Below are 25,483 nucleotides of genomic sequence, written 5' to 3'. Positions count from 1 at the left end.
CCGACTGTGCCACCGTGGCGTGGTGAAGGCATGGCGGTGGGTAGCGGCGCTCGTCGTGGTCCCAATCGTGCTCCTCGGCCTGGGGGTGCTGTACCTGGACGTCGGCGTCCCGGTCAGGCGCGGCGCGGTGGCGCTACCGCCGGACGGTGCCCCGCCGGCCGAGGTCGTGACCGTATACTTCGCGGCGGTGGCAGCGAACGACCACGCCGCCCAACGCGCGCTGTGGGCGCCCGGACAGCTCCCGAGCCTCGACAGCGACGACGTGGCCGCCGTCACCGGCGTGCGGGTGGTCCGGCAGGAGACCTACCGGGCGGGGCCGTGGGACGGCGCGGCGCTGAACGCGTATCACCACGCCGTGCGCCTGCTGCTGAACTTCCACGTCCGCTTCTGGCCGGGGCTCGACGACCCGCAGCAGCCGACCTCGACGTTCTATCTGCTCGTGCGCGACGACGATCAAGATCCGTGGCGTATCTGGGGAGCCGGGGCGTACCTCTAACATGCCTCGCATGGGCGTTCCGGGTGCGGGATTGGTCAAGGGGCTGGCGGTGACGCTGCGGACGCTGTCCCGGCGCGCGCACACCCATCAGTACCCCGACGTGAAACCGGACCTGCCGCCACGCAGCCGCGGTGTGATCGCGCTGCTGGAGGAGAACTGCACGGTGTGCATGCTCTGCGCCCGGGAGTGCCCCGACTGGTGCATCTACATCGACAGCCACAAGGAGACCGTCGAGACGCCCGGCGCGGCGCGGTCCCGGCAGCGCAACATGCTCGACCGGTTCGCGATCGACTTCTCGCTCTGCATGTGGTGCGGGATCTGCATCGAGGTCTGCCCGTTCGACGCGCTGTACTGGTCCCCGGAGTTCGAGTTCTCCGAGTACGACATCAAGGACCTGCTGCACGAGTCCGATCGCCTCCGCGAGTGGATGTGGACGGTGCCGCCGCCCCCCGCGCACGACCCGCTCGGCGAACCGGCCAAAGAGGTCGTTGCCGCCGACCGTGCGCTGGCCGCCCAGCGGGCCGCCGACGCCGCCCGCGACGAGGCCACCGAACTGCGCGAGGAGCAGTGACCGGAGTTTTAACCGCCCGCCTGTCGGTGGGGGCTGGCAGGATGCCCGCGTGACCTTGACCGACTGGCTCGTTGCCGCGCTCGGCGTCGTCGTGGTCGGCGCCGCGTTGGCGGTGGTCACCACCGCGCACGTGGTTCGCGCCGGGCTGTGGCTGGTGGTCGCGCTCGGCGGGCTGGCCGGCGTCTACCTGGTGCTCACCGCGGAGCTCGTCGCGTGGGTGCAGATGCTCGTCTACGTGGGTGCGGTCGTCGTGCTGCTGCTGTTCGCGGTGATGCTCACCCGCGCGCCGATCGGGGCGAGCCCCGACCTGGACCGGGCCCGCTGGCCCGCGCTCCTGGTCGGCGGCGGCTCCGCCGCCGCGCTGGCCATCCTGCTGGTCCACGCCTACCGCTGGTCCACAATCGAGCTGGACGACGTCCCGGCCGGCACCGCCGAGCAGGTGGGCGCCGAGATCTTCCGGCAGTGGGTGTTGCCGTTCGAGCTGCTCTCGGTGTTGCTGCTGGCCGCCCTGGTCGGCGCGATCGTGGTGTCGGCACGTGTCCGGACGTCGAGGGGGGCCTGATGCATCCGGTCGTTCCGTACGTGCTGGCGGCGCTCCTGTTCGGCATCGGCCTCTACGGGGTGCTGGTCCGGCGCAACCTGATCCTGCTGCTGATGGCGGTCGAGCTGCTGCTCAACGCCGTGAACCTGGTCCTGGTCACGGCCGACGTGTCCACGGTCGGGGTGCCGCGCTCCGGTGCCGTGTTCGCGCTGTTCGTCATCGTGCTCGCGGCCGCCGAGGTCGGCGTCGGCCTGGCGTTGATCCTGCAGCTCTACCGGCTGCGCCGGACGGTCGCGGTCGATCGGGTCGACACTCCGGTGGAGGACGGCGAGTGAGCGTGAACGTGGTGCTCGCGGCGGCGCTGCCGGCGCTGTCCGGCGTCGCCGGGCTGGGTGGCCTGCTGCTGCGTCCGGCCGATCGCCGCTGGGCCGCCGCCCTCGGCGTCACCACCGCCGGCGCCGTCCTGCTCGCCGCGCTGGCCCTCTGGTGGCGCCTGGCCGCCGACGACGCGATGCCGCGCCGCTACGCCGACTACCTGCCCGACCAGGGCCAGCCGGTCGACGCCGCCACCCGGCTGGCCGACTTCGGCCCGCTGCAGGTGCAGCTCGCGGTCCGGGTCGACATCGCGGCGGCGGTGGTCGCGGTGATGGTCTGCCTGGTCGCGCTCGCGGTGCAGGTGTACTCGATCGCCTACCTCCACGACGACGACCGGTACGGGCCCTACGCCGCCCAGGTGTCGCTGTTCACCGCCGCGATGCTGCTCGTGGTGGTCAGCGGCGACCTGTTCCTTCTGCTGGTCGGCTGGGAGGTGATGGGCCTGTGTTCGTACCTGCTGATCGGGCACGACCGGAGCCTGCCCGAAGCGCCCGGCGCCGCGGTCAAGGCGTTCCTGGTCACCCGGGTCGGTGACGTCGGCTTCCTGCTCGGCATCGTCGTCCTCGGCGTGAACGTCGGGTCGTTCCGCATCGTCGACGTGCTGGCCGGCGCGGACGACATCGGGCACGGGCCGCTGCTCGCCGCGTGCCTGCTCCTGCTGGCGGGGGTGGCCGGCAAGTCGGCCCAGTTCCCGCTGCACACCTGGCTGCCCGACGCGATGGCCGGCCCGACGCCGATCAGCGCGCTGATCCACGCGGCGACGATGGTCGCGGCCGGCGTCTACGTCGTGTTCCGGCTGTACCCGCTGTATACGGCGGCACCGGCCGCGCTCGCGGTGCTGGGCGTGGTCGCGGCGGTGACGATGGTGCTCGCCGCGTTCGCCGCGCTGGCCCAGGACGACCTCAAGCGGGTGCTGGCCTGGTCGACGGTGAGCCAGCTCGCGTACATGACGGGCGCGCTGGCCGTCGGGAGCTCCGGCGCGGCGCTGCACCACCTGCTCACGCACGCGGCGTTCAAGGCGCTGCTGTTCCTGGCGGCCGGAGCGGTGATCCACGCGGTGGTGTCGAACTCGATGGGCTCGATGGGCGGCCTGCGTCGCTCGATGCCGGTCACGTTCTGGTCGATGACGGTCGGGTTGGCCGCGCTGACCGGCGTCCCGCCGTTCTCCGGCTTCTGGACGAAGGAGGGCGTGCTCGGCGCGGCGGAGGAGGCCGCGTCGGGGCACGGCGGGGTCGAGCCCTGGGTGGGTGGTGTCGTGCTCGTGGCCGGTCTCCTCACCACCGCGCTGACCGGCGCGTACGCGATGCGCCTGTGGCTGCGCACGTTCTTCGGCCTGTACCAGGGCAGCGCTCCGCCGCACGACCCACCTCCGCTGATGCGCTGGCCCGTCGTGCTGCTCGCGGTGCCGGCGGCGCTGGGCGGGGTGATCGTGCTCTGGACGGTGCCCCAGGAGGGGGCGGGCTGGTTCGGTTACGTCAGCAGCGACCAGTTGGCCCAGTTCGAGTCGCCGGGCCGGTTCACGCTCCACCCGGTCCTGGCGCTCGGGGCCACCGCTCTCACACTGTTCGGCGCGGCCGTGACGTGGTGGCGGTGGCGTCGCAAAGACCCGGCAATGCCCGGGGCCGATCTGTACGCGACCGGCTTCGGTCTGGACGCCGTCCAGCGGGCGCTCGTGGTGCGACCGGTGACGGTGCTGGCCGGCGTGGTGCGCGCATTCGACGCCCGCGCGATCGGCGGCGCGGTGCTGGGCACCGGCCGGGGCGCGCTCGTGCTCGGGCGGGTGCTGGCCGGCGGGCACGCCCGCGGCCTGGGTGGCTACGTCACCACCACGCTCGCCGGGGGAGTGGTGCTGGCGGTACTCGCGGTGCTGGGGAGCCGCTGGTGAACGCCGTGCTGATCGCGGTACTCGTGCTGCCCGCGCTGGGCGCGGTGGCGCTGGCGCTCTGGCCGGCGCGGGCCGAGCGGGCCGCGTGCTGGTTCGCGGTGGCGCTCAGCGGGGTCGTGTTCACGCTGACGCTGGTGCTGCTGAGCGGCCGACGGGCCGACGGGCCGTGGCACGTGGTGGACGTCGCCTGGATACCGAGCCTGGATGTACGCCTGCACCTGGGTGCGGACGGCATTTCCTGGCCGCTGATCGCGCTGACCGGCCTGACTTTCCTGCTGTGCGCTCTGTATTCACTCCGGCACACCCCAGAGCCGGGAAATCCGCGCAAACTTCTGGCCCTGCTCAGCATCCTGGAATGCGGTGTATTCGGCGTATTCATGGCGCTGGATGCAGTCGTATTCTTCGTATTCTTCGAGGTCACGCTGTTGCCCATGTTCGCGGTGATCGCGGTCTGGGGTGGGGCGGGTCGGCGGGCCGCCGCGCGTCAATTCCTGCTGTACACACTGTTCGGCTCGGTCCTGCTGCTGGTCGGCGTCATCGCGGCGACGATCAGCCGGGGGTCGGCCGACCTGCTCGAGTGGGCCGCGGCCCCGGCCGAGTGGTCCGAGCGCGGTCAGATCGCGGTGTTCGTCGTCCTGCTGATCGCGTTCGCGGTGAAGAGCCCGCTCTGGCCGCTGCACAGCTGGCTGCCCGACGCCCACACCGAGGCACCCACGGTCGGCTCGGTGGTCCTGGCTGCCGTCCTGCTCAAGATGGGCACGTACGGCCTGATCCGGGTCGCGTTGCCGGCCGCGCCGGAGGGTGCGCGGGCGCTCGCCCCGGTGCTGGGTGCGCTCGCGGTGGCGGCGATCGTCGTCGCCGGGCTCGTCTGCCTCGCGTCGGTGGAGCTCAAGCGCCTGATCGCGTACTCGTCGGTGGGGCACATGGGGTTCGTGCTGCTCGGGATCGCCACGTTGAGCGTCCCGGGCATCCAGGCCGCGCTGTTCGGCAACGTCGCGCACGGCGTCCTCACCGGCTTGTTGTTCTTCCTGGTCGGGGCGGTGAAGGACCGGTACGGAACCGGTGACCTCGACCGGCTGGGCGGCATCGCGACCGTCTCGCCGCTACTCGCCGGCCTGCTCGGGTTCGCGGCCGTCGGCAGCCTCGGCCTGCCGGGGCTCGCCGGCTTCTGGGGTGAGGCGTTCGCGGTCGTCGCCGCCGTGGATCGGGGTGGCTTCTTCACCGCGCTCGGCGTCGTGGCCGCGCTGGGTGCCGCACTGGCCGCCGCGTACTTCCTCCGCCTGCTCCGGCGCACGACGGTGGGCCCGCCGGGGTCGGCCGTGGTGGCCGACGCCCGGGGCGTGGACGCCGCCGAGGCGGTCGCCTGGACTCCGCTGATCGTGCTCGCGCTGGCGTTCGGGTTGGCGCCGGACCTGTTGCTCTCGCTCACCGCGGCGCCGGTCGAGGCACTCGTTGCGGTGGTCGGGCGATGACCGTCCAAAGTGTCGACCATGCGGCGCTCGCCCCGGTGTACGCGGTGGTGGCGGCGGCGGTGCTGGCCCTGCTCGTCGATCTGGCGCTCGCCCCCGGCAAGCCGCGGCTGCTGTTGCTCGGGGTCGGGGCGCTCGGGCCGGTCGCCGCGATCGTGGCCGCGCTCGCCGTGGGAACCGGGCACCGGGGGACGTTCTGCACGCCCGGTGGTGAGCTGCCAGGAGGGGTGACCGTCGGGCCGTCGTGCTCGTTCGCAGTGGATTCGGCGTCGGTCGCCGTCACCGTTCTCGGGTGCGCACTCGCGCTCGTGGTGCTCGGGCTCTCGGTGCCGGTCGTGCGCGAAGCGGTCGTGCCGCCCGGGGAGTACGTGTTCCTGCTGCTGTGCTCGCTGACCGGGCTCGTCGTCCTCGCCTCGGCCCGTGACCTGCTGACCCTGCTCGTCGCCGTGGAGACGCTGACGCTTCCGGTGTACGTCCTGGTCGGGCTGGTGCGCCGCCCGGCGTCGGCGGAGGCGGCGGTGACGTTCTTCGTGACCTCGGTGGTCGCGACGACGTTCACGCTGCTCGGCATCGGGCTGCTCTACGGCGTCGTCGGCGCCGTGCACCTGGACCGGGTCGCCGCCGCGCTCGCGGCCCGGCCCGACGCCCGCGACCTGCCGCTCGTGGGTGCGGCGGCGCTGCTCGTGCTCGCCGGGCTGCTGTTCAAGCTGGCCGCCACGCCGTTCCACGCCTGGGCGCCGGCCACCTACGACGGGGCGCCGCTGCCGGTCGCGGCCTGGCTGGGCACCGCCTCGAAGCTCGGTGGAGCGGTCGCGGTCGTGGTGACGGTCGGGATCGCGCTGCGGCCGATGCTCGACGTCGTCGGGCCGGTGCTCGCGGTCGTGGCGGTGGGCACGATGACGGTCGGCAACCTGGTCGCGCTGCGTCAGCGCCGGGTGCTGCGGCTGCTGGCCTGGTCGTCGGTGGCCCAGACCGGTTACCTGCTGGCGCCGCTGGCGGTGGCGCGCGGCGACGGCCTCCGGGACGCCGTCGCGGGGGTGGCCGGGTTCACCGCGCTGTACCTCGTGGCCGGCGTCGGGGTGTTCGCCGCGGTCGTGGCGCTGCGCGGCGCCGCGGAAGGCGGGACGCTCGACGACCTCGCGGGGGCCGCGCGCCGGGCTCCCCGGGCCACGGCGGCGCTCGTGCTGGGCCTGGCCGGGCTCGCCGGTCTGCCGCCGGGGCTGGCCGGGCTGTTCGCGAAGGTCGTCGTGATCAAGGCCACGCTCGACGGCTCGGCGGGCTGGCTCGCGGTCGTCATCGCGCTCAACGCCGTGATCGGCCTCGCCTACTACGCCCGCGTCGCCACCGCCTGTTTCGCGCCCGCCGACGGGGCGCGCCCGACGTCGGCACCGGTGGTGGTGGGCGCGACGGTGGCGGTGACGGCGACGGCGGGAGTGGTGCTCGGAGCGTGGCCGCAGTGGGTGTTCGACGCCGCCGCGAGCGTGGCGAACGCTCTGCTGTGACCCGCCGTAGTCGGGTGTGAGCTGGGTTAACGACGGGAACGTCGTAGCCGTGGCTCGCGTTCTACCGATTGCGGAGCCTTTTCCGGCTCCGAGCTCAACCGCCTGGAGGAAGGGTGCACCACCACTTCAACGGGCTGAAGACTGCGCTACTGCTCGGCGTGCTCAGCGGCCTCATCCTGGCCGTCGGATACCTGTTCGGCGGGTCGACCGGCGTGCTGATCGCCGCGGTCATCGCCATCGGCATGAACGGGTTCAGCTACTTCTACTCCGACAAGCTGGCTCTCCGGTCGATGCGCGCCTACCCGGTGAGCGAGGTCGACCAGCCCGCGCTGTACGCGATGGTCCGCGAGCTCGCGACCGTCGCCGGCCAGCCGATGCCGCGGCTCTACGTCAGCCCGACCAACCAACCCAACGCGTTCGCGACCGGACGCAACCCGCGTAACGCCGCGGTCGCGGTCACCGAGGGGATCATGCAGATCCTCACCCCGCGTGAGCTGCGAGCGGTGATCGGGCACGAGCTGTCCCACGTCTACAACCGGGACATCCTGATCTCGTCGGTGGCCGGTGCGCTGGCCACGATGATCACGATGATCGCGAACCTGGCGTTCTTCATCCCGATCGGCGGGGGCGACGACGACGACGCCCCGAACCCGGCCGTGTTCCTGCTGACGCTGATCGTGGGGCCGATCGCGGCGTCGCTGGTTCAGCTGGCGATCAGCCGGAGCCGCGAGTTCCAGGCCGACGCCGACGGCGCGAAGCTGACGAGTGACCCGCTGGCCCTGGCCGGCGCGCTGCGCAAGATCCACATGGGCACGCAGACGCTGCCGTTGCCGCAGGAGTCGCGGCTGCTCTCGTCCAGCCACCTGATGATCGACAACCCGTTCCGCAAGTCCGGGGTGGCGAACCTGTTCAGCACCCACCCCCCGATGGAGCAGCGCGTCGCCCGCCTGGAGGACATGGCCAAGTACCTGCCGTCCCCGGGCGCCCCGACCGACTACCGCCGGTAAGCCCACCCGTCGGCGCCCGCCTGGAGATTCCGGGTGGGCGCCCGCGTGTTCCCGGGCTTACGGGAGCGGCGGTAGGCCCCCGGGAGCCTCGGTTATTCGCTCTTGGCCGCGCCGGCCTTCTGGCGCTTGCGGTAGGCCGACACGGTGGTGCGGCTCGCGCAGGTCTCGGAGCAGTAGCGGCGCGACCGGTTGCGTGACGTGTCGACGAACACCTTGGCGCAGTCGGTCGCGGCGCACATTCCGATCCGATTCCGCCCCTGCCGGACGATGACGTTGGCGAACGCCATCGACACGGTGGCGCCGAGCTGCTCGGTCAGCGGGGCGTCGTCGTCGGAGTAGTGGAGGTGCATCCGCCCGTCGTGGTCGGTGGCGCGCGGCACCGGTCGGCACTGGTGCAGCAGCGCGTTGAGCCGATCGACCGACTCCTGATCGGTGTCGGCCCCGGCGACGTCGCGCAGGCCGTGCGAGAGTTCGGCGATCTCGTCGACGTCGCCGCCGGTCAGCGGCACGACCGCGAGTTCGGTGAACCAGTCGACGTGTGCCGCGACGAAGGTTTCGACCGCCGCCCGCAGTTCTTCGCTGCCCGGAGAGAGATCGGCCACCGCGACGTCATCCGCCGAAGCGAGGTTGGCGAGGTCCACCGCGAGCTGCACCGCGTCAGCGTTGTAAGTGTCGTATTCCATTTGGCCACCTACCGCGTCCAGAGGTAGTGTCGGGAACAAGTGTAGGGGGCTAAAGCCTTAATGCCCATAACAGTCTGAGTGAGAAGGCAGGTTCGACGCGTCATGCGCCAATATGCAGAACTCTGGCGCCTTCCGTCGGCCCCGCTGCTGATCGTCGCCGGAATCGTCGGCCGGTTACCCGCAGGCATCGCCCCGCTGGCGATCCTGCTGTTCCTGGCCGACCGCACCGGCTCGTACGGGGTAGGCGGGATCGCGGTCGGTGTGTACGGTCTGGCCACGGCGGCCGTCGCCCCGCTGCTGGGCCGGTTCGCCGACCGGCGCGGCTTCACCGCCGTCCTGATCGGTACCGGCGTCGGCTACCCGCTCGCGGTCGCCGTCCTCGTGCTCACCGCGCTCTCCGACGCCCCGCTGATCGCCGTCTACCTGGCCGCCGGGCTCGCCGGAACCGTGGTTCCGCTGCTGAACTCGACGCTCCGCGCGATCTGGACCGACCTGTCGGGCAGCGACGCGACCCGGCAGACGGCGTTCGCGCTCGACGCCATCGCGCTCGAGCTGGTCTGGATGATCGGGCCGGTGCTCGTCGCCACGTTCGTCGCGCTGACGTCGGGGACCTGGGGGCCGGTGATCGCGCTCACCGGCGCCGGAACGGCCGCGCTGATCGGGTCGCTGGCCGTCGCCGCGAGCCGTCCGAGCCGTCGGTGGCGGCCCCGGCCGACCGAGCCGGGCACCGTCCGGCGCACGCCGCTGCGTGCCCGCGGCATGGTTCCGGCGCTCGTCGTCGCGTTCGCGCTGCTGTTCGGCACCGGCGCGATCGAGGCCGCGGTCGCCGGCTTCGCCGACGCGCACGGCACCCCGGCGCTGTCCGGCGTGCTGCTCGCGGTCTGGAGCGTCGGGAGCGCGATCGGTGGCCTGTGGTTCGGCGCCCAGCGCTTCGCGGTGCCGATCGTCCGGCAGTACCGGTGGACGCTCGCGGCGTGCGCGGTGGGCTTCGCCCCGCTGGCGTTCCTCGGCAACGCCTGGCTGATCGGCCTCGTGCTCTTCCTCGGCGGCACCGCGTTCGCCCCGGCCATCACCGTGCAGAACTCGCTGGTGGCCGAACTCGCGCCGCGCGGCTCGCTCACCGAGTCGTTCACCTGGCTGTCCACGATCACGTACGCCGCGGTGGCGGCCGGGACCGCGATCGGCGGCCTGCTCGTCGACCGGCCCGGCGGCGTGACCGCGGCGCTGCTCCTCGCCGCGCTGGCCGCGGCGATCGCCTGGGCGGTAGCCGCCGCCCCGGGTATCGGACTTACCCCTAGGAAGGTGTCGTCGTGAGTGCCGGTTTGGCCCGCTACCGGGAAGTGTGGCGGCTGCCCGGAGCCCGCACGCTGCTCGTCGGCAGCATCCTGGGCCGGCTCCCGGTCGGGATGGCGCCGCTGCTGTTGGTGCTGCTGGTCGAGAAGTCCACTGGTTCGTACGCGGCGGCCGGCGTCGCCAGCGCTGCGTACGCGGTGGCGACCGCGGTCGTCGGACCGGTCCTGGGCCGGCTGGCCGATCGGGTCCGGCCCGCTCCGGTGCTGGTGGGCACGGCGATCGCCTGGCCGCTCGCGACCGCGGCGGTGCTGCTCGCCGCCGGTTCCGGGGTGGCGGTTCCGGTGCTGTGGGCGGTCTCCGCGCTGCTCGGCGCCAGCCTGCCCCCGCTCACCGCGACCGTGCGCAGCGTCTGGGCCGAGCTCACGTCCGCGCCCGGAGCGAACCATCTGCGCGAGGCCGCGCTGGCCCTGGAGACGACCGCGTTCGAGCTGGTGTTCGTGCTCGGCCCGATGGTCGTCGGCGCGCTGGCGATCGTCACCGAGCCCTCGGTCTCGCTGATCGTCGCGGCGGTGCTGGCGGTCGTGGGCACGCTCGCGGTGGCCGCCGGCCGCGCGACGCGCGCTTGGCGTCCGGAGCCCGGCCGGGCTCCCGCCCGTGGTCTCGGCCCGGCGGTGGCGCTCGGCATGCCGCTGCTGCTCGCGGTCTCGTCCGGTCTGGCGTTCGCGTTCGGTGTCGTCGGCGTCGCGATTCCGGCGTTCGCCGCCGAGCGGTCCGGTGCGGACGCCGATGGGCTGGCCGGTCTGCTGCTCGGGCTGTGGGGCGTGGGTAGCGTCACCGGCGGGCTCTGGTACGGCACCCGTCAGTTCCGGCGGTCGCTGCCGACGCAGTGGGCGGTCGCGCTCGGTGCGGTCGCGGCCGGGCTGGCCACGATGGCGCTCGTGCCGACGGCGGGCTTCATGGCCGTGGTCCTGGTGGTCGCCGGGCTGACCCTGGCCCCGGCGCTGACCGTGGAGAACACGCTGGTCTCGCGCATCGCGCCGGCCGGCATGGTGAACGAGGCCTACACCTGGGTCGCGACCGTGGTGTTCGCTGCTTCGGCGGCGGGCGCGGCGGTGGCCGGTGTGCTGGTCGAGCGGGAATCCGGCGTCGCGATCGCGTTCGCGTTGGCCGCGCTCACCACCGCCGCCGGTGCGATCGCCGCGGGCGTACCGCGCAACGCGCTGCGCCGCGTGATGACGCGCTCCGCTTAAGGGCGGTAGTGCGGGGTACTGGTAGCCCGTCGACAGGAGGTGGATGTGCAAGCGGAGCAGGTGACCGACGCGTGTGCGGAGCACGGTGAGGGCCCGGTCTGGGACACGGCCGAGGGCACTCTCCGTTTCGTCGACCTGATGAAGGGGGCCGTGCTCACGTACGACCCGTTCACCAGCAGAGTCACCCGGCGTGCGGTGTCCGACGTCGCCGCGGCGCTGCGCCCCCGCCGGGACGGCGGCTGGGTGCTGGCCACCGAGCGGGGATTCGCGCTGCTCGACCCCGGTGATCTGGACGCGCCCGACGAGGCCGAGCCGGTGTGGATCGAAGCGTTCACCGAGCCCGGTATCCGGATGAACGACGGCGGAGCCGACCCGCGCGGCCGCTTCTACTGCGGCACGATGTCCTACGACCAGGAGCCCGGCCGGGGCACGCTCTACCGGCTCGACCCGGATCGGAGCGTCCACGTGGTGCTCACCGACCTCGCGGTCTCCAACGGCCTGTCCTGGACGCCGGACGGCACCCGCGCGTACTTCGTCGACTCGCCGACCAAGCGGGTCGACGTGTTCGACGTCGATCCTTCCTCGGGGGACCTGCACGACCGGCGCGAGTTCGTCGCGATCGACCAGGGCACGCCGGACGGACTCACGATCGACGCGGACGGCGGGGTCTGGGTGGCGCTCTACGGGGCCGGCGCCGTGCACCGCTACGACTCGTCGGGACGGCTCGACCTCGTCGTCGAACTGCCGGTCAGCCAGCCGACGTCCTGCGCGTTCGTCGACCGCGACCTGTTCGTCACGACGACGAGGGAGAACCTCGCCGAGGGCGCCGAGCCGCAGGCGGGCGCGCTGTTCCACGTCCGGCCCGGCGTCCGCGGGCTGACGCCGTTCCCGTTCGCGGGTTAGGTTTTCTCCGACGACCGAGCGCGGTCCCGAGTGTCCGGGCAGGGTGCCCGAGTACTCGGGACTGGCGTCTCTGTCGACCGGGTCAGCGGACCCACCAAGGTGGAGAGCAACGTAGTCGCCATTCGGTTCTCCCCCGAAGGGACCGCAATGCTTCCCCAGGTCGTCCGGACAGAGTTCCTTCCTCTGGTCGAGACCCAGACCAAGTACCAGGACGCCCTGCTGGGCCGCCCGAACGTCGTCGGAGTGGGTCTCGGCCACCGGTACAGCGGTGGCATCAACACCGGCGAACGAGCGATCACCGTCCTGGTCCACCGGAAAGTCGACGCCCGCTACCTCGCTCCGACCGCGCTCGTCCCGGCGGAGCTCGACGGCATCCCGACCGACGTGCAGGAAGTCGGGCTCATCCGCGCCGGCGGCGGCCCGCAGCCCTGGGCCGACCGGGGCAGCGCCACCGCGTCGCTCGGCGTCGGGCCGTTCCAGCTCGGCCAGCGGGTGCGGCCCGCGTTCGCCGGGGTCAGCGTCGGCCACTTCCGCGGCAACGCCGGTACGTTCGGTGCCGGGTGCTTCGACGTGGAGCCGAACGCCGGCCGCTACTACATCCTCAGCACCAACTACGCGCTCGCCGACTGCAACGCCGGCCGCTCGGGTGATCCGGTGCTGCAGCCGGCCCTGGTCGACGGGGGTCGCTACCCGGCCGACGTGATCGGTCGGCTGGTGCGCTTCGTTCCGATCCACTTCCACGACGGCCGGCGCAAGCCGGTGAACTTCGTGGACGCCGCGATCGCCGAGGGCGTGCACGGCACGGATCGCCGCGTCTACTGGGCCGGCGAGGTGACGACGCTCAACCCGAAGCCGAACATCAACGACACCCTGCAGAAGTGGGGCCGCACCACCAACTTCACGACCGGCTACGTGCTCAACGTCAACGTGACCGTCGACGTGCACTACGACCGGGGGCGGATCGCGCGGTTCGGCCAGCAGATCGTCACGACGAACATGTCGGCCGGCGGCGATTCGGGCAGCCTCGTCACCGACCCGGACGAGGGCGCCGTGGGCCTGCTGTTCGCCGGTTCCGGCCGGGTCAGCGTGTTGAACAACATCGTCGCCGTCCAGTCCCTGCTGGCGGTTCGCGTCACCGACGGTTGAGCGGCGCGAACTTCCGCGGGCCGGCGGACGTGAGAGCTGGGGGGCCGGGTGAGGACGACGTCCTCGGGTGGGCGCCGGGATCCGAGGGGGATCTCGGCCCTCACTCGTGCGCGCCGACCGTCCCGCATACCCCACCATTGACCTATCGACGGAGCACCCGCTCCATCCACAGTGTGAAGGACATCCGGTGACCATCTCGGACCACGAGACCGCCCCGACGGAGACCGTCTTCGTCATCGACGTCAACGACCGCTTCGCGCACCTGTTCGGCAACGTCAGCGACTTACTGGCCACGCACGAGGGCGTGCACCTCCAGCCGCCGCGCGGGCTCGACTTCTTCGACCAGGACGGTCAGCGCCTGGCCCCGGTGTTCGACGAGACGTGGACGCTGCGCGGCCTGGTGAAGACCAACGAGAAGCCCGACCCCGCGGCCGTGCAGACGCGGATCGCCGCGGTGTTCGCGTACCTGGCCGAGTACACCTCGTCGCACCCGGACGAGATCTCCGAGGACTACGGCCTGAGCGTCGACGAGGCGCTCGGCGAGCTCCCGGCGTTGACGGGCAAGTCGCTGCTCGACAGCGTCGCGGCGTTGAGCGGCGTCACCCACGCCGCGACCGCGGCTGACGCCGGGCAGCAGGACCCCGGCAACTGGTTCCACAACCTCATGCACAAGATCAGCTGAACGAACGGCACCCGATGCGCTCACCCTCACTGTCCTGGTTCACCCCCCGCACCGTCGCGGGGTTGTTCGTCGTCGGGCTGGTCGTCGCGGCGATCCTGGTGGGGCAGCTCGACGGCGGCACCGACGCGGACACGGGACCGGTGGGCATCAGCATCGCGCTGGCGATCTCCGGCACGGCGATGGGTCTCCTCATCCTGGTCGCCGTGCCGAAACATCTGGTCGGCCGGCTGCTCCTGGCGGCCGGCGCCAGTGCCGCGGTGAGCGCGGTGGCCGTCAGCTGGAGTCGGTGGGAGCCGGTCGCCTGGCTCAGCCAGTGGACCTGGTGGCCGGCTTACGGCTTGCTCTTCCTGGCGCTCCTGTTCTTCCCCGACGGGCGATTACCGGGCCGGGGCTGGCGGTGGCTCGCACTCGCGCTCGCGGCGCTCACCCTGCTCAGCACGGTGGCGCTGGCCGCGGTCGCGGCCGACGAACCCCGGACGCTGCTCAGCAACGTCGCGGTCGAGCCGTCGCCCACGACGAAGCTCGTGCTCCGGATCTTCGCCGTGGGGGTGTTCCTCACGGTGGCGGCCGGGCTGTGCGTGCTCGCCGCGCTGTGGTCACGCTGGCGTCGCGCCGACAGCGACACCCGGCAGCAGCTCGCGTGTCTGCTGCCCGCGGTCGTGCTGCTGCTGCTCGGCTGGGGGCTCACGTTCTTCAACCTCGACGGCGGGTACGTGCTCGCCGCCGTCGCGGTGCCGCTCGGGATGACCGTCGCGATCGTCCGCTACGGGCTGTACGACCTCGACCGGGTGCTCAACCGCACGCTGGTCTGGCTGGTCATGACCGCGCTCGTCGTGGTCGGCTTCGTCGCGATCGTCACGGTGTTGCGCGAGGTGATCATGCGCAACACCTCGGGCGACTCGATCTCGCTCGTCACCACCGGGGTGATCGCGATCGCGTACGCGCCGCTGCATCGCCGGGTGCAGCAGGGCGTCAACCAGTTGCTCTACGGCGACCGGCACGACCCGTACAAGGTGATCGCCGAAATGGGCGACGTGCTGGGTCAGACCGCCGAACCGAACGCGGTGCTGCCGCTGCTCACCGGCACGATCGCCAGCTCGCTGCAGGTTCCGTACGTGGCGGTGGAGGTGGCCGAGCAGCACGGCTCCCGGCTGCTGGCCTGGTACGGGCAGGTCGGGCCGACCGTGCAGGCGTTCGACATGCTCTCCCGCGGTGAGCACATCGGACGGTTGCTGGTGTCGCCGCGCACCGACGGCGGGCACTTCACGCCGCGGGAGACGCAGCTGCTGGCCGACATCGCGCTGCACGCCGGGGTGGCGGTCGAGGCCAGCCGTCTCACCCGGGACCTGCAGGAGTCGCGGGAACGGCTGGTGCGGGCGCAGGAGGAGGAGCGGCGCCGGCTGCGCCGTGACCTGCACGACGGGCTGGGCCCGAGCCTGACCGGGATGTCCATGCAGGTGCGTGCCGCGCGGAAGCTCGCAGGGCCCGGGCGGGTGCGTGACATCCTCGACGCGCTCGCCGGTGACCTGGCGGCGTGCACCGCCGAGGTGCGGCGGCTGGTCGACGAGCTGCGCCCGCCCGCGCTCGACCGCGGGCTCGCGGTCGCCCTGCGCGACGAGTGCCGCCGCTTCGACAGCTCGGCGTTGTCGGTGCAGCTCGACGTGCGCGACGACCTCGACCGCCTGCCCGCCGCGGTGGAGGTGGCGGCGTACCGGGTCGTGGCCGAAGCGCTGAACAACGTCACCCGGCACGCCGGGGCGCGCAACTGCCTGGTCACCGTGCGGCGGGGGCGCGATCTGACGATCGAGGTCACCGACGACGGGGTCGGCATCACCGGCCCGGTGCGGGCCGGGGTGGGGTTGGCTTCGATGCGCGATCGCGCGGGGGAGCTGGGTGGCGAGTGCGAGATCGTCCCGGCGCAGCCGACGGGCACAACGGTGCGGGTTCACTTCCCGGCCGCATCGCTGATGCTGGTCGAGCCGCCCGCCCCCACCCCGGCCGTCGTCAACGGCACACCCGCGCGCCGATCGCCCGCGCTCCCCATCCCACGAGCGGCCGACGCCCCAGCCCTGACGCCCGCCGCCCAGCCCGCGCTCCCGGGCGGCGCGTCCGCGCCGCCAGCGCCGGCTACGCCAGCGCCCGCAGCCCCCGCGCCAGCGCCTGCTACGCCAGCGCCCGCAGCCCCCGCGCCAGCGCCTGCGTCACCTGCGGCACCCGTTCCCGTAGCGCCAGCTCCCGCACCCGCGCCCGCGCCCGCACCCGCGTCTGCGGCACCCGCACCCGCGTCTGCGTCTGCGGCGCCTGCTTCCGCGCCAGCGCCTGCTGCGCCTGCGTCCGCGTCAGCTTCTGCGGCGCCCGGGATCGCGGCGTCCGGGACCGCAGCACCCGTGGCGCCCGCGCCTGGGACGCCATCTCTCCTCCCGGACGTGGTGGCGGAGGGGGTGGGGACGGTGGTGCGGTTGTGGGAAGGGGGAGTGGTGCCGTTCGAGGTCGCGGCTGACGTCGGGCCGGAGGAGCACGTCGCGGAGGCGATCGAGCACCTGGAGACACGCACCCGCATCCGCTTCGTCCCGCGGACCGACACCCACTCCGACTACGTCCGCTTCGTGCTCGGCGACTCCTTCGCCTCGCGCGTCGGCCGCATCGGCGGTGAGCAGCACATCGAGATCCTCGCCGGCGGCGAGATGGGGCGCGTGCTGCACGAGATGGTGCACACGCTCGGTCGCTGGCACGAACACTGCCGCACCGACCGCGACGACTACGTCACGATCCACTGGCAGAACATCACCACCGAGGCCCGGCCGAACTTCCTCATCCAGGCCGTCGGCCCGGAGGTCGGCCCCTACGACTACGAGTCGATCATGCACTACCCCCGGGTGGCCTTCTCGACCAACGGCGAGCGCACGCTCGACACCGTCCACACCCCACCGGCAGGTCTCCCGCTCGGCCAGCGTCGCCAACTCTCCGACGGCGACTGCCGGGTGATCGAGCAGATGTACCGGGACACCCCCGAACCGACTCCCGCCCCCGGCGCCGCGCCCGCGCCCGCCCCCGCGCCCGCGCCCGGTGCCGCACCCGCCCCCGCACCCGCGCCCGCGCCCGCGCCCGCCCCCGCGCCGGTCGGCGCCGACGTCGAAGCGGTCACCGGAGTGCTGCGCCTCCCGGACGACGGGCCCGGCGGCCGGGCCGCCACGGTCGTGGTCAGCGTGCGCGACACCACGACGACGGGCGGACCGATGAGCCCGGTCGGCGAGGTGACGATGTCGAACGTCCTGCTCGGCGGCGGCGCCGGAATCCCGTTCCGGGTGCCGGTCACCGGCGTCGACCCGGACGCGGTCTACACGGTGGAAGCCCACGTGGACGTGTCCGGCGACGGAGCGATCGCCACCGGCGACCTCGTCACCGCCGCCGCGTGCCCTGTTCTCACCGGCGGTGCTCCGACCACGGTCGCCGTCCCGATGACGAGCGTGGTGTGATTCCGGTGAGCGGCGCGTGGTCGTTCCAGGGAGGCACACCGGTGGACGAGCCGAAGCGGGTCCTCATCGTCGACGATCATCCCGTGGTCCGGCGTGGACTCAAGGTGATGCTCGAGGACGAACCGTGGGTCAGCGCGGTCGCCGAGGCCGCCAGCGTCGAGGAGGCCGTGCGCGAGGCCATCACGTGCCAGTCCGACGTCATCGCGATGGACGTCGTGCTCCCCGACGGGGACGGTGTCGACGCGACCCGACGCATTCTCGAGGCCTGCCCGGACACCGCCGTGCTGATGCTCACGATGGCCGACGACGACGACATCGTCGCCAAGGCGTTGAACGCGGGTGCCCGTGGGTTCCTGCTCAAGGACACCGACCCCGACATGGTGATCGACGCTCTGCGGACGGTGGCCAGCGGGGGCGTCGTGCTCGGGCCGCGGGTGGGTCCGACGGTGCTCACCGCGCTGCGCCGCGCCCCGGCCGTGCTGCCCCCGCCGTTCGACCAGCTCACGACGCGCGAGTTGGAGATCGTCAACCGGCTCGCGATGGGCGACACCAACGCGCAGATCGCCCGCAACCTCAACGTCAGCGAGAAGACGATTCGTAATCAGATGTCCGCAGTGTTCAACAAGCTGAACGTGAGCGATCGCGTCCAGGCTGCGCTACTTGCCCGGGACGCCGGGATCGTGCGCTGATTGCACAGCGTGAGGTTGCGTGAACGGGTTTCTAACCTGAATCCACGGGGGACTACCCAAAGACCGGATTTATCCGGTGGGGATCGCGAACCGACCGTCCGGAGCGGTCGGCGCCGGTAGGGCCAGGAGGTAACCGTCATGTTCGAACTTCACTGTGGAACCTGCGCCCAGCCAGGAGCGTCGAGCAACAACCGGGCCGAGGTCCAGGCCCTTCTCGAGCTGCACAACAGCTTGGTTCACCGGGGAAGCCCGGTAGCCGTGCTCCGCCGCCGCATGTTCGGGCGAACCGGCGGTCTGGCGGCCTGATCCTTTCCGGTCCCTCACCGTGGCCTGGGTGCCCGGGGTCGCCGCCCATGCTGCGGCGAACACCCCCGCCCAGGCCACACCGATGAGCAGGGCCGCGACGGTACTGCTCACCGACCCCCACCCCAGATAGATCCGCCCCGCGGCCAGCACGACGACCGCCGCCGCTCCGAGCGTCCACGCCGAACCCTGGCCGAGCCGCGTGTGCTGCTTGCGTGCCACCGTCCAGGCCGCGAGCACGATCGCGGTGGTCGAGGTCGCGTGCTGGATGGCGAACAGCCGCTCGCTGTGCGCCACCGTCTCGGCGACGTTGAGCACGACGACGAGCATCATCAGCGGCACCACCGCCCCGCCGGACGCGAGCAGCCCCAGCGCGCCGCGTCGGCGGGGTGAGCGCACCGGGCGCAGCAGTACGACGACGGCGGCGATCGCGATCACCGTGTACGAGGGCGTCGAGGTCAGCACGACCCGGACGGCGAGATCGAGGCCACCCCAGGAGAGTGAGTCCAGCGCCGCCGCGACCGGTTCGTCGACCCGCGGCAGGCCACCGGCCCGCACCGCCACGACCACCAGCGCGGTCAGCGCACCGCCGATCGCGGCGAGCGCCGCGACGAGCCGCACGGTGGACGTGCCGGCCAGCCGCCCGAGCCGCCGCCCGGCGACGACACCGGCGACCACCGCGACCACGGCCACCACGAACCCGAGGGTCGCCTGCCCCGCGACCGCCGAGACCTGGCGGTAGGAACTCCCGGCGAGTTGCCCGGCGCCCACCCAGCACACCGACCACAACACCCCGGCCGGGACGCTGTGACGCAGGAACGTGCCCGGGGGCATCCGGCCCGCGCCGGCCAGGCGGGGAACGAGCGTCCGGGCGCCGACCACCCAGCGGGCGAAGAACACCGACCGGCCGCCGTGCCGGGCGATCAGCGCGGACGCCCGGTTCACCGCACCGTCGAGGCGCCGTTGGACGAGGCCGCTGCGCCGCCGCCCGCCCGTGCCCCGACGGCCGACCACGTAGGCGCAGACGTCACCGGCGACCACCGCCACGACGGCGGTGACCAGGGCGGTGGGGAGGTTGATCGTGCCGCCGTCGACGAGGAAGCCCAACCCGAGTGCGGTCGAGACGCTCGGCAGCAGGATGCCGGGGAGAAGGGCCGGCTCACCGGCCAAGATCAGAAACGCGAGTACGACGACGACGGGCGCCGGGAGACCGAGGAGGCTGTCCAGCACGGCCTGCATGGGGTGACCTCCGGCGTGACCGGCTCCGTCGGCCGGGCGCCTGCAGACTCTCGTCATCGGACAGTCGGTCACATCGGGGAGAGCCCTGGGAGCCCACCCTGAGATTCAGCCGTGTTGCATCACTGGGCCCATCCTTCCCGTGCGTGTTCGTGACCAGCGGTAGGTACACGACGACGGAAGGTGGATGGTTCGCGAAGCCGTGCATCTTCAGGTTTTCTGCCGTTTGAAGATGCGTCAGCCGTCAATTGGGGCAACGATGGAAACGTAGGTCGCGTCGGGCATAGCTCTGGTGAGGATGTGCTTTTGCGTCGATCAATGCGGGTGGTCAGGACTGGGCCGGTGGCGGCCCGGGTACTTGGCGACGCGATGATCGGGCGACGCGGGACCTCGATGGCGCTCGCCGCGGTGCTCGCGGCCGGGCTGCTGGCGGGCACGGCGGAGGTGGTGCGGGCCGAGCCGCCGGTACCGGCACCGGCCGGTGAAACGGCCACCCCGGCCACCCCGAGGACGCAGACCCCCGCGAAGACGAATACTCCGGAGAAGACGCGGACCCCGGAGAACCTCACCCTCGCGCAGCAGGTGAAGAAGAAGCAGATCGCGGCCGAAGCGGTCGCGGAGCGGCTGGAAGAGGCCAAGGGCGAGCTGTCCACCGCACGCGGCGACCAGGAGCGGGCCGAGGACCGCCGCTCCGGCGCCACCGCCGAGGTGGCGGCCGCGCGGTCGGCGTTCGACGAGTGGGCGCGCAGGACCTACATCGAGTCGGCCGACCAGCCGTCGGTGTTACCCGGCGATCCGCGCCGCCGGATGTTCGGCCACCCCGACCCCGGGACCGACTCGGCGGAGGCGCGCGTCGCCGGAGCCGAGGTCGCGGAACGTACGGCGATCAGCGACGTCAACGTGACCACCGCGCTGGCCGACGCCGCGGCGGAGCGGGTCGAGAAGCTCGGGGCGGACCTGTCGCGCCGGGCGACGGAGATCAAGAAGCTGCGGTCGGGCCGCGAGCACGTGATCGACGCCGCGCAGGCCGGCCAGGAAGCGGTGGACGCGGCGCGGTCGTCGGAGTGGATCCGGGACGCGAAGGGCGTGGCCGCACCGGCGGTGCTGAGCGCGATCGAGTTCGCGTTGGCCCAGCGGGGGAAGCCGTACGTGTGGGGCGCGGAAGGGCCGGACACCTACGACTGCTCGGGGCTCGTGCAGACCGCGTTCGCGTACGCCGGGATCTCGTTGCCGCGCACGGCTCGTCCGCAGTACCGGTCGACGCAGCTGGTCGCGACGAGCGAGCTGCTCCCCGGCGACCTGCTGTTCTTCGCGACCGACAAGTCCAACTGGGACTCGATCCACCACGTGGCGATCTATCTCGGCGGCGGGAAGATGCTGCACGCGCCGACGACCGGCGACGTCGTGCGGATCGCGCCGGTGTGGTGGGAGGAGTTCTACGCCGCGACGCGGGTCGCGCCGGGAAGCGTGAAGCCGCGCCCGGTTCCGGCACCGGCGCCGTCCCCGGAGACGCCGCCGTCCACGAAGCCGTCAAGCTCCCCGTCGGGCTCGCCGTCGCCGTCAGGGTCCGCGTCACCGTCCGGCACCCCGTCCCCGATCGGCCCCCCATCACCGAGCCAGAGCCCGACCGGCTCCCCGAGCCCGAGCACCTCCGGCACCCCGAGCCCGACCCCCACCGGCTCCCCGAGCCCCACCGGCTCCCCGAGCCCGACCGGCTCCGCGAGCCCGACCGGCTCCGCGTCCCCGAGCGGCTCCGGCTCTCCGTCCCCCTCCACAGCTGCAACCCCGGGCGAACCCTCCCCGAGCAAATCCAGCTCCTCCGCGAGCAGCGACGAAACCTGCGGCGCGAGCCCCACCCCCACCACCACCCCGACGCCCTCCGGCGCGCCGACGCCGACGCCGAGTCCCAGCCCGTCCGAGCCCGCCTGTTAGATCATGCTGGGGTGCTGAGCGACCACCAACTGCACGAGATGGCGCAGCGGCTGATCGACGTACCAGGGATCGTCGGCGTGATGCTGGGCGGCAGCCGCGCCCGCGACGCCCCGATCGACTCCTCCGACGTCGACCTCGGCCTGTACTACCGGCCGCCGCTCGACGTCGACGCGCTCGGTGTGCTGGCCCGTGAACTCGCCGGGCCCGACGCGGAGGTCAGCGCCCGGGGCGCGTGGGGCCCGTGGGTCGACGGCGGCGGCTGGCTCGACGTCGCCGGCACCCCGGTCGACTGGATCTACCGCGAGCTCGACCGCGTGGACACCGCTTGGCGCGACGCCCGCGACGGCCGGTTCCGCTTCCATTTCCAGGTCGGTCACCCGCTGGGCGTGCCCGACTTCTCGTACGTCGGCGAGGTGGCGCTCGGCCGGGTCCTGGCCGATCCGTCCGGTGTCCTCACCGCGCTGCGGGCGCAGGCGCAGGACTACCCGCCCGAGCTCCGCCGCCGGGTCGTCACCACCGCGCTGAGCGAGGCCGAGTTCGCGCTGACGATCGCGCGGAAAGGCGTCGGCCGGCGGGACACGGCCTACGTCGCCGGCTGTCTGTTCCGCGTCGTCGGGCTCTGCGCCCACGCGCTCCACGCGCACGCGGGCGCGTGGCTGATCAACGAAAAAGGCGCGGTCGACGCCGCGGCCGCGCTGCCGGGCGCGCCGCTGGACTTCGCCGAAGCGGCCCACGGGGTGCTGGCCGGCCTGGGCCGATCGGAGATCGACCTCCGCGCCGCCCGGCACACCGCGGGCCGACTCATCGCGGCCACCTCGGCGAGCTGCGGTCAACGCTTCCGCAGGTAGTTCACCGCCAGCGCGATGCCGCTGACGACGGTGAGCGCCCCGAACGCGGTGTGGACGGCCACCGGGCCGCCGAGCAGCGAGCTGGCCAGGTTGCCGACCATGCCGATCGTCAGCAGCACCCAGAGCAGCGGGCGCAGAACCTGCGGAGTGGAAGTGGAGTGGTCGGACATCGGTGCTCCCTCGTCGGTGACTGGTGATGACAACGACGCTACGAATTCCGAGCGGCGACGCCGAGCCCCTCACCTGCCCAGCCGGAGTACAGCCTGCTGTACTGCCCGGTGACCGGCGGCGGCCTAGGGTCGTCGATCATGAGCACTGACCCGGTACGACCGCGGAGCAGCCTCCGCCCGGCGATCGGCCGTGCGGTCCGCCGGGGTTGGATCGGCATCGAGCAGCTGGTCGGCGGGTTCGGCACCGCGGCCGCGGCGTTCGCGGTCGTGGCGATCGTCCTCGTCACCGCGGTCACGTCGGTGGTGGGCGTCGGCCTGCTCGCCGTTCCGGCCGCGGCGCGCCTGGTGCGGGCGCTGGCGAACCGGGAACGCCACCGGCTGGCCCGGTACGGCATCGACCTGCCCGACCTCCCCCCGCCGGCGCCGGGTGTCCGCGGCGCGCTGGCCGACCGGTCGCTGCGTCGCGAGGTCGGCTGGGCGGCCGGTCACGGGACGCTCGGGTTCGGGCTCGGCTTCCTCGGTGCGCTGCTGCCGCTGCTGGCGGTGCGCGACCTGACGTTCTTCCTCTACTGGCGGCTGCTGCCCGACGATCCGACCGCCACCTCGATCGGCGTCGGCACGGTGCACAGCACGCTCGGCGCGCTCTGGGTCTCGCTACTGGGCGTCGGCTGGGTCGCGGTCATCGTCGGGGTCGTCCCGAACATGGCCCGGCTGCAGTCGTGGCCGGCCCGCACACTTCTCGTCCCGGACCCCAGCGTCGACCTGTCGATGCGTGTCGCGGAGCTCACCTCCACCCGCGCCGCCGCGCTCGACGCACACGCCGTCGAGCTCCGGCGGATCGAACGGGCGCTGCACGACGGGAGCCAGAACCGGCTCGTCGCGGTGAACGTGCTGCTCGGCGCCGCTCGCCGGGCGCTGGCGCGCAACCCCGACGAGGTCGAGGCGATCCTGGCCCGCGCGCAGGACGCCGCCGAGACCGCGCTGGCCGACCTGCGTGCGGTGGCGCGCAGCATCCTGCCGCCGGTGCTCGCCGACCGCGGTCTGGCCGGGGCCCTCACCGGTCTGGCGAGCGCGTCGGCCGTGCCCTGTGAGGCCGACGTGGACGTGGCCGGGCGATGCGCGGCCTCGGTGGAGGCCACCGCGTACTTCGTCGCCGCCGAGGCGTTGACGAACGTGGCGAAACACAGCGGCGCGCGGACCGCGAAACTGTCCGCCGCGCTGCGCGGCGGAACGCTGTACGTCGAGATCACCGACGACGGGCACGGCGGCGCCGACTCGCAGCACGGATCCGGACTGGACGGCATCCGGCGCCGGATCGAGGCCTACGACGGAGTACTGCGTCTCGACAGCCCGAAGGGAGGGCCTACGATCCTCGCCGTGGAGCTGCCGTGCGGATCGTGATCGGTGAGGACGACGCGCTGCTGCGTGAAGGGCTCGCTCTCCTGCTGAGAGCCGAAGCGCTCGACGTGGTGGCGACGGCCGGTGACGCGGCCGAGTTGCTGGCGGCGATCGACACCCATCGCCCCGACGTCGCGCTCGTCGACGTCCGGATGCCCCCGACGCACACCGACGAGGGCATCAAGGCCGCGGTCGAGGCCCGCCGGCGCCATCCGAAGCTGGCGATCCTCGTGCTGTCCGCGTACGTCGAGCAGGCGTTCGCCACCGAGTTGCTGGCCGGCGGCAGCAGCGGGCTCGGCTACCTGCTCAAGGAGCGCGTCGGACGCGTGGAGCAGTTCCTCGAGGCGCTGCACCGGGTCGCCGACGGGGGCACCGCGATCGACCCGGACGTCGTCACGCAGCTGCTCTCGCGCACGCGCACGGACCCGCGGCTGGAGCGGCTGAGCCCGCGCGAGCGGGACGTGCTCGCGCTGATGGCCGAGGGCCTGGGCAACGCGGCGATCGCGGAGCGGCTCGTCGTCACCGACGGGGCGGTGCACAAGCACATCCGCAGCATCTTCGCGAAGCTCGACCTGCCGCCCGACGACGAGAACGACCGCCGGGTCACCGCGGTGCTGCGCTACCTCGAGGACGTGCGGCGCAAGCAGTAGTACAGCAGGCGCTACCGCGGGACGGCATCGTGCGGGAGTGTTCGGACGGCCCCGGACCGATGAACTCTGTCCATGCTGAAAAACGCGATCCGACGCTATCCCCTGACGAGCTTCTTCCTGTTGGCCTTCGGCCTCAGCTGGATGATGTGGATGCCGTACGTGCTGGGCGACCACGGCACGAACGTGGAGCCGGACATCCACATCCCCGACATCGGCGGCAGCGGCCAGCTCGTCGGGTTACTTCCCGGCGCGTACCTCGGGCCGTTGACGGCCGCGTTCATCGTGACCACGGTCAGCGAGGGCCGGGAAGGGCTCCGGCACTGGAAGGCGCGGCTCTTCCGCTGGCGGGTCGGGTGGGGCTGGTTCCTCGGCGTGCTGTTCGGTGTCCCGGCCGCGATCCTGCTGGGGACCGCCGCGCTGCCGGCCGCCTGGGAAGAGATCCGCGTGCCGTCGGTGATGATCGCGATCGCGTTCGTGCCGATGGTGATCGTGCAGTTCGTCACCACGGCCACGGCGGAGGAGCCGGGCTGGCGTGACTTCGCGCTGCCCCGGCTGCAGCGGCGGTTCGGGCCGGTGCTCGGCACCTGCGTGCTCGGCCTGCTCTGGGGTTGCTGGCACCTGCCGCTGTTCCTCACCGAGTGGGGCGGCTACCCGGACGTCAGCTGGGTGCAGCCGGTCGAGTTCGTCGCCTCCTGCATCCCGCTCAGCCTGGTGATGACCTGGGTGTTCAACCGGTCCGGGCAGAGTCTGCCGCTGGTCATGCTGCTGCACGCGCTGATCAACAGCACCTACTCGCTGGTGTGGCCGGAGATCTTCCCGCGGCTCGACCACGCCAAGGACACGCTCCACGGCCTGCTCATCGTGACGACGATCGGCGCGCTCGTGCTCATCGTCGCCACCCGTGGCCGCCTCGGTCTGGACACCACCGAGGAGAGGGAGCGCCCGGCCGAACCGGTTCACGTGTGACCCCGGTTCGGA

23 protein-coding genes are annotated in these 25,483 nt (G+C 72.6%); 20 read left to right on the top strand and 3 right to left on the bottom strand.

Annotated elements, in window-relative coordinates:
• Nucleotides 1-22: 22 nt before the first annotated feature.
• The 8 genes from CRYAR_RS44220 to htpX all read left to right on the top strand — a co-directional run bounded on the left by CRYAR_RS44220 (nt 23) and on the right by htpX (nt 7,846).
• A complete protein-coding gene (locus CRYAR_RS44220) occupies nt 23-496 on the top strand; it encodes a hypothetical protein (RefSeq protein WP_157018394.1) in 474 nt (157 codons plus the stop codon).
• Between the two features lie 10 nt (nt 497-506).
• A complete protein-coding gene (locus CRYAR_RS38265; RefSeq protein WP_211247844.1) occupies nt 507-1,067 on the top strand; it encodes a NuoI/complex I 23 kDa subunit family protein in 561 nt (186 codons plus the stop codon).
• A 49-nt stretch (nt 1,068-1,116) separates the two neighbouring features.
• The gene (locus tag CRYAR_RS38260; RefSeq protein WP_035869512.1) at nt 1,117-1,629 is read left to right on the top strand and encodes an NADH-quinone oxidoreductase subunit J family protein; all 513 of its coding nucleotides are present in this window, start codon (nt 1,117-1,119) and stop codon (nt 1,627-1,629) included.
• Nucleotides 1,629-1,943, top strand: coding sequence for an NADH-quinone oxidoreductase subunit NuoK (gene nuoK, locus CRYAR_RS38255; protein WP_035858154.1), 315 nt, complete (start codon nt 1,629-1,631; stop codon nt 1,941-1,943). The genes CRYAR_RS38260 and nuoK overlap by 1 nt, the downstream gene beginning before the upstream one ends.
• Nucleotides 1,940-3,868 carry an NADH-quinone oxidoreductase subunit 5 family protein gene (locus CRYAR_RS38250; RefSeq protein ID WP_035858152.1) on the top strand — a complete coding sequence of 643 codons (1,929 nt, stop codon included), beginning with the start codon at nt 1,940-1,942 and terminating at the stop codon, nt 3,866-3,868. The genes nuoK and CRYAR_RS38250 overlap by 4 nt, the downstream gene beginning before the upstream one ends.
• Nucleotides 3,862-5,340 (top strand): NADH-quinone oxidoreductase subunit M, encoded by a 1,479-nt coding sequence (locus CRYAR_RS38245; protein ID WP_035869508.1) that lies wholly within the window; start codon nt 3,862-3,864, stop codon nt 5,338-5,340. The genes CRYAR_RS38250 and CRYAR_RS38245 overlap by 7 nt, the downstream gene beginning before the upstream one ends.
• The gene (locus CRYAR_RS38240) at nt 5,337-6,839 is read left to right on the top strand and encodes an NADH-quinone oxidoreductase subunit N (protein WP_035858150.1); all 1,503 of its coding nucleotides are present in this window, start codon (nt 5,337-5,339) and stop codon (nt 6,837-6,839) included. Before CRYAR_RS38245 ends, CRYAR_RS38240 begins: the two co-directional genes overlap by 4 nt.
• 113 nt (nt 6,840-6,952) lie before the next feature.
• Complete coding sequence (htpX, locus tag CRYAR_RS38235; RefSeq protein WP_035858147.1) at nt 6,953-7,846, top strand: zinc metalloprotease HtpX; 894 nt, start codon at nt 6,953-6,955, stop codon at nt 7,844-7,846.
• A gap of 92 nt (nt 7,847-7,938) precedes the next feature.
• Here the strand turns inward: htpX and CRYAR_RS38230 are convergent, their stop codons facing one another.
• Nucleotides 7,939-8,529, bottom strand: coding sequence for a CGNR zinc finger domain-containing protein (locus CRYAR_RS38230; RefSeq protein ID WP_035858145.1), 591 nt, complete (start codon nt 8,527-8,529; stop codon nt 7,939-7,941).
• Nucleotides 8,530-8,631: 102 nt separating this feature from the next.
• On the opposite strand from CRYAR_RS38230, the gene CRYAR_RS38225 reads away from it, so the two are divergent.
• The 7 genes from CRYAR_RS38225 to CRYAR_RS38195 all read left to right on the top strand — a co-directional run bounded on the left by CRYAR_RS38225 (nt 8,632) and on the right by CRYAR_RS38195 (nt 17,968).
• A complete protein-coding gene (locus CRYAR_RS38225) occupies nt 8,632-9,843 on the top strand; it encodes an MFS transporter (RefSeq protein WP_035858143.1) in 1,212 nt (403 codons plus the stop codon).
• Entirely contained in the window at nt 9,840-11,072 is a 1,233-nt protein-coding gene (locus CRYAR_RS38220; protein WP_035858134.1) for an MFS transporter, read from the top strand. The genes CRYAR_RS38225 and CRYAR_RS38220 overlap by 4 nt, the downstream gene beginning before the upstream one ends.
• Before the next feature lie 45 nt (nt 11,073-11,117).
• Nucleotides 11,118-11,975, top strand: a complete 858-nt coding sequence (locus tag CRYAR_RS38215; RefSeq protein WP_211247842.1) for an SMP-30/gluconolactonase/LRE family protein — start codon at nt 11,118-11,120, stop codon at nt 11,973-11,975.
• A gap of 147 nt (nt 11,976-12,122) precedes the next feature.
• Nucleotides 12,123-13,121: a chymotrypsin family serine protease gene (locus CRYAR_RS38210; protein ID WP_035858130.1), complete on the top strand. Its 999-nt coding sequence runs from the start codon at nt 12,123-12,125 to the stop codon at nt 13,119-13,121.
• Between the two features lie 187 nt (nt 13,122-13,308).
• The gene (locus CRYAR_RS38205; RefSeq protein WP_035858128.1) at nt 13,309-13,803 is read left to right on the top strand and encodes a hypothetical protein; all 495 of its coding nucleotides are present in this window, start codon (nt 13,309-13,311) and stop codon (nt 13,801-13,803) included.
• Between the two features lie 14 nt (nt 13,804-13,817).
• Entirely contained in the window at nt 13,818-17,279 is a 3,462-nt protein-coding gene (locus tag CRYAR_RS44745; protein ID WP_063725823.1) for a M12 family metallopeptidase, read from the top strand.
• Nucleotides 17,280-17,320: 41 nt separating this feature from the next.
• On the top strand, nt 17,321-17,968 hold the full coding sequence (locus CRYAR_RS38195; RefSeq protein WP_035869502.1) for a response regulator: 648 nt from the start codon (nt 17,321-17,323) through the stop codon (nt 17,966-17,968).
• Nucleotides 17,969-18,037: 69 nt separating this feature from the next.
• On the opposite strand, the gene CRYAR_RS38190 is transcribed toward CRYAR_RS38195, so the two are convergent.
• A complete protein-coding gene (locus tag CRYAR_RS38190; protein WP_035858126.1) occupies nt 18,038-19,510 on the bottom strand; it encodes a DedA family protein in 1,473 nt (490 codons plus the stop codon).
• Nucleotides 19,511-19,825: 315 nt separating this feature from the next.
• Between CRYAR_RS38190 and CRYAR_RS44215 the strand changes: the two genes are divergently transcribed.
• Nucleotides 19,826-21,439 (top strand): C40 family peptidase, encoded by a 1,614-nt coding sequence (locus tag CRYAR_RS44215; protein WP_084701490.1) that lies wholly within the window; start codon nt 19,826-19,828, stop codon nt 21,437-21,439.
• 11 nt (nt 21,440-21,450) lie between these two features.
• Nucleotides 21,451-22,287 carry a DUF4037 domain-containing protein gene (locus tag CRYAR_RS38180; protein ID WP_035858124.1) on the top strand — a complete coding sequence of 279 codons (837 nt, stop codon included), beginning with the start codon at nt 21,451-21,453 and terminating at the stop codon, nt 22,285-22,287.
• On the opposite strand, the gene CRYAR_RS38175 is transcribed toward CRYAR_RS38180, so the two are convergent.
• The gene (locus CRYAR_RS38175) at nt 22,269-22,457 is read right to left on the bottom strand and encodes a hypothetical protein (protein ID WP_035858122.1); all 189 of its coding nucleotides are present in this window, start codon (nt 22,455-22,457) and stop codon (nt 22,269-22,271) included. The two genes, CRYAR_RS38180 and CRYAR_RS38175, sit on opposite strands and share 19 nt — an antisense overlap.
• Nucleotides 22,458-22,595: 138 nt before the next feature.
• Between CRYAR_RS38175 and CRYAR_RS38170 the strand changes: the two genes are divergently transcribed.
• The 3 genes from CRYAR_RS38170 to CRYAR_RS38160 all read left to right on the top strand — a co-directional run bounded on the left by CRYAR_RS38170 (nt 22,596) and on the right by CRYAR_RS38160 (nt 25,471).
• Nucleotides 22,596-23,858, top strand: a complete 1,263-nt coding sequence (locus CRYAR_RS38170; protein ID WP_051571477.1) for a sensor histidine kinase — start codon at nt 22,596-22,598, stop codon at nt 23,856-23,858.
• Nucleotides 23,846-24,505: a response regulator gene (locus CRYAR_RS38165; RefSeq protein WP_035858120.1), complete on the top strand. Its 660-nt coding sequence runs from the start codon at nt 23,846-23,848 to the stop codon at nt 24,503-24,505. Before CRYAR_RS38170 ends, CRYAR_RS38165 begins: the two co-directional genes overlap by 13 nt.
• A gap of 72 nt (nt 24,506-24,577) precedes the next feature.
• Complete coding sequence (locus tag CRYAR_RS38160) at nt 24,578-25,471, top strand: CPBP family intramembrane glutamic endopeptidase (RefSeq protein WP_035858115.1); 894 nt, start codon at nt 24,578-24,580, stop codon at nt 25,469-25,471.
• The last annotated feature ends 12 nt before the right edge of the window (nt 25,472-25,483 follow it).

Origin of the sequence: Cryptosporangium arvum DSM 44712, from assembly GCF_000585375.1 — a bacterium.
Taxonomy (GTDB): domain Bacteria; phylum Actinomycetota; class Actinomycetes; order Mycobacteriales; family Cryptosporangiaceae; genus Cryptosporangium; species Cryptosporangium arvum.
This window is presented reverse-complemented; position numbering and strand designations above follow the sequence as displayed.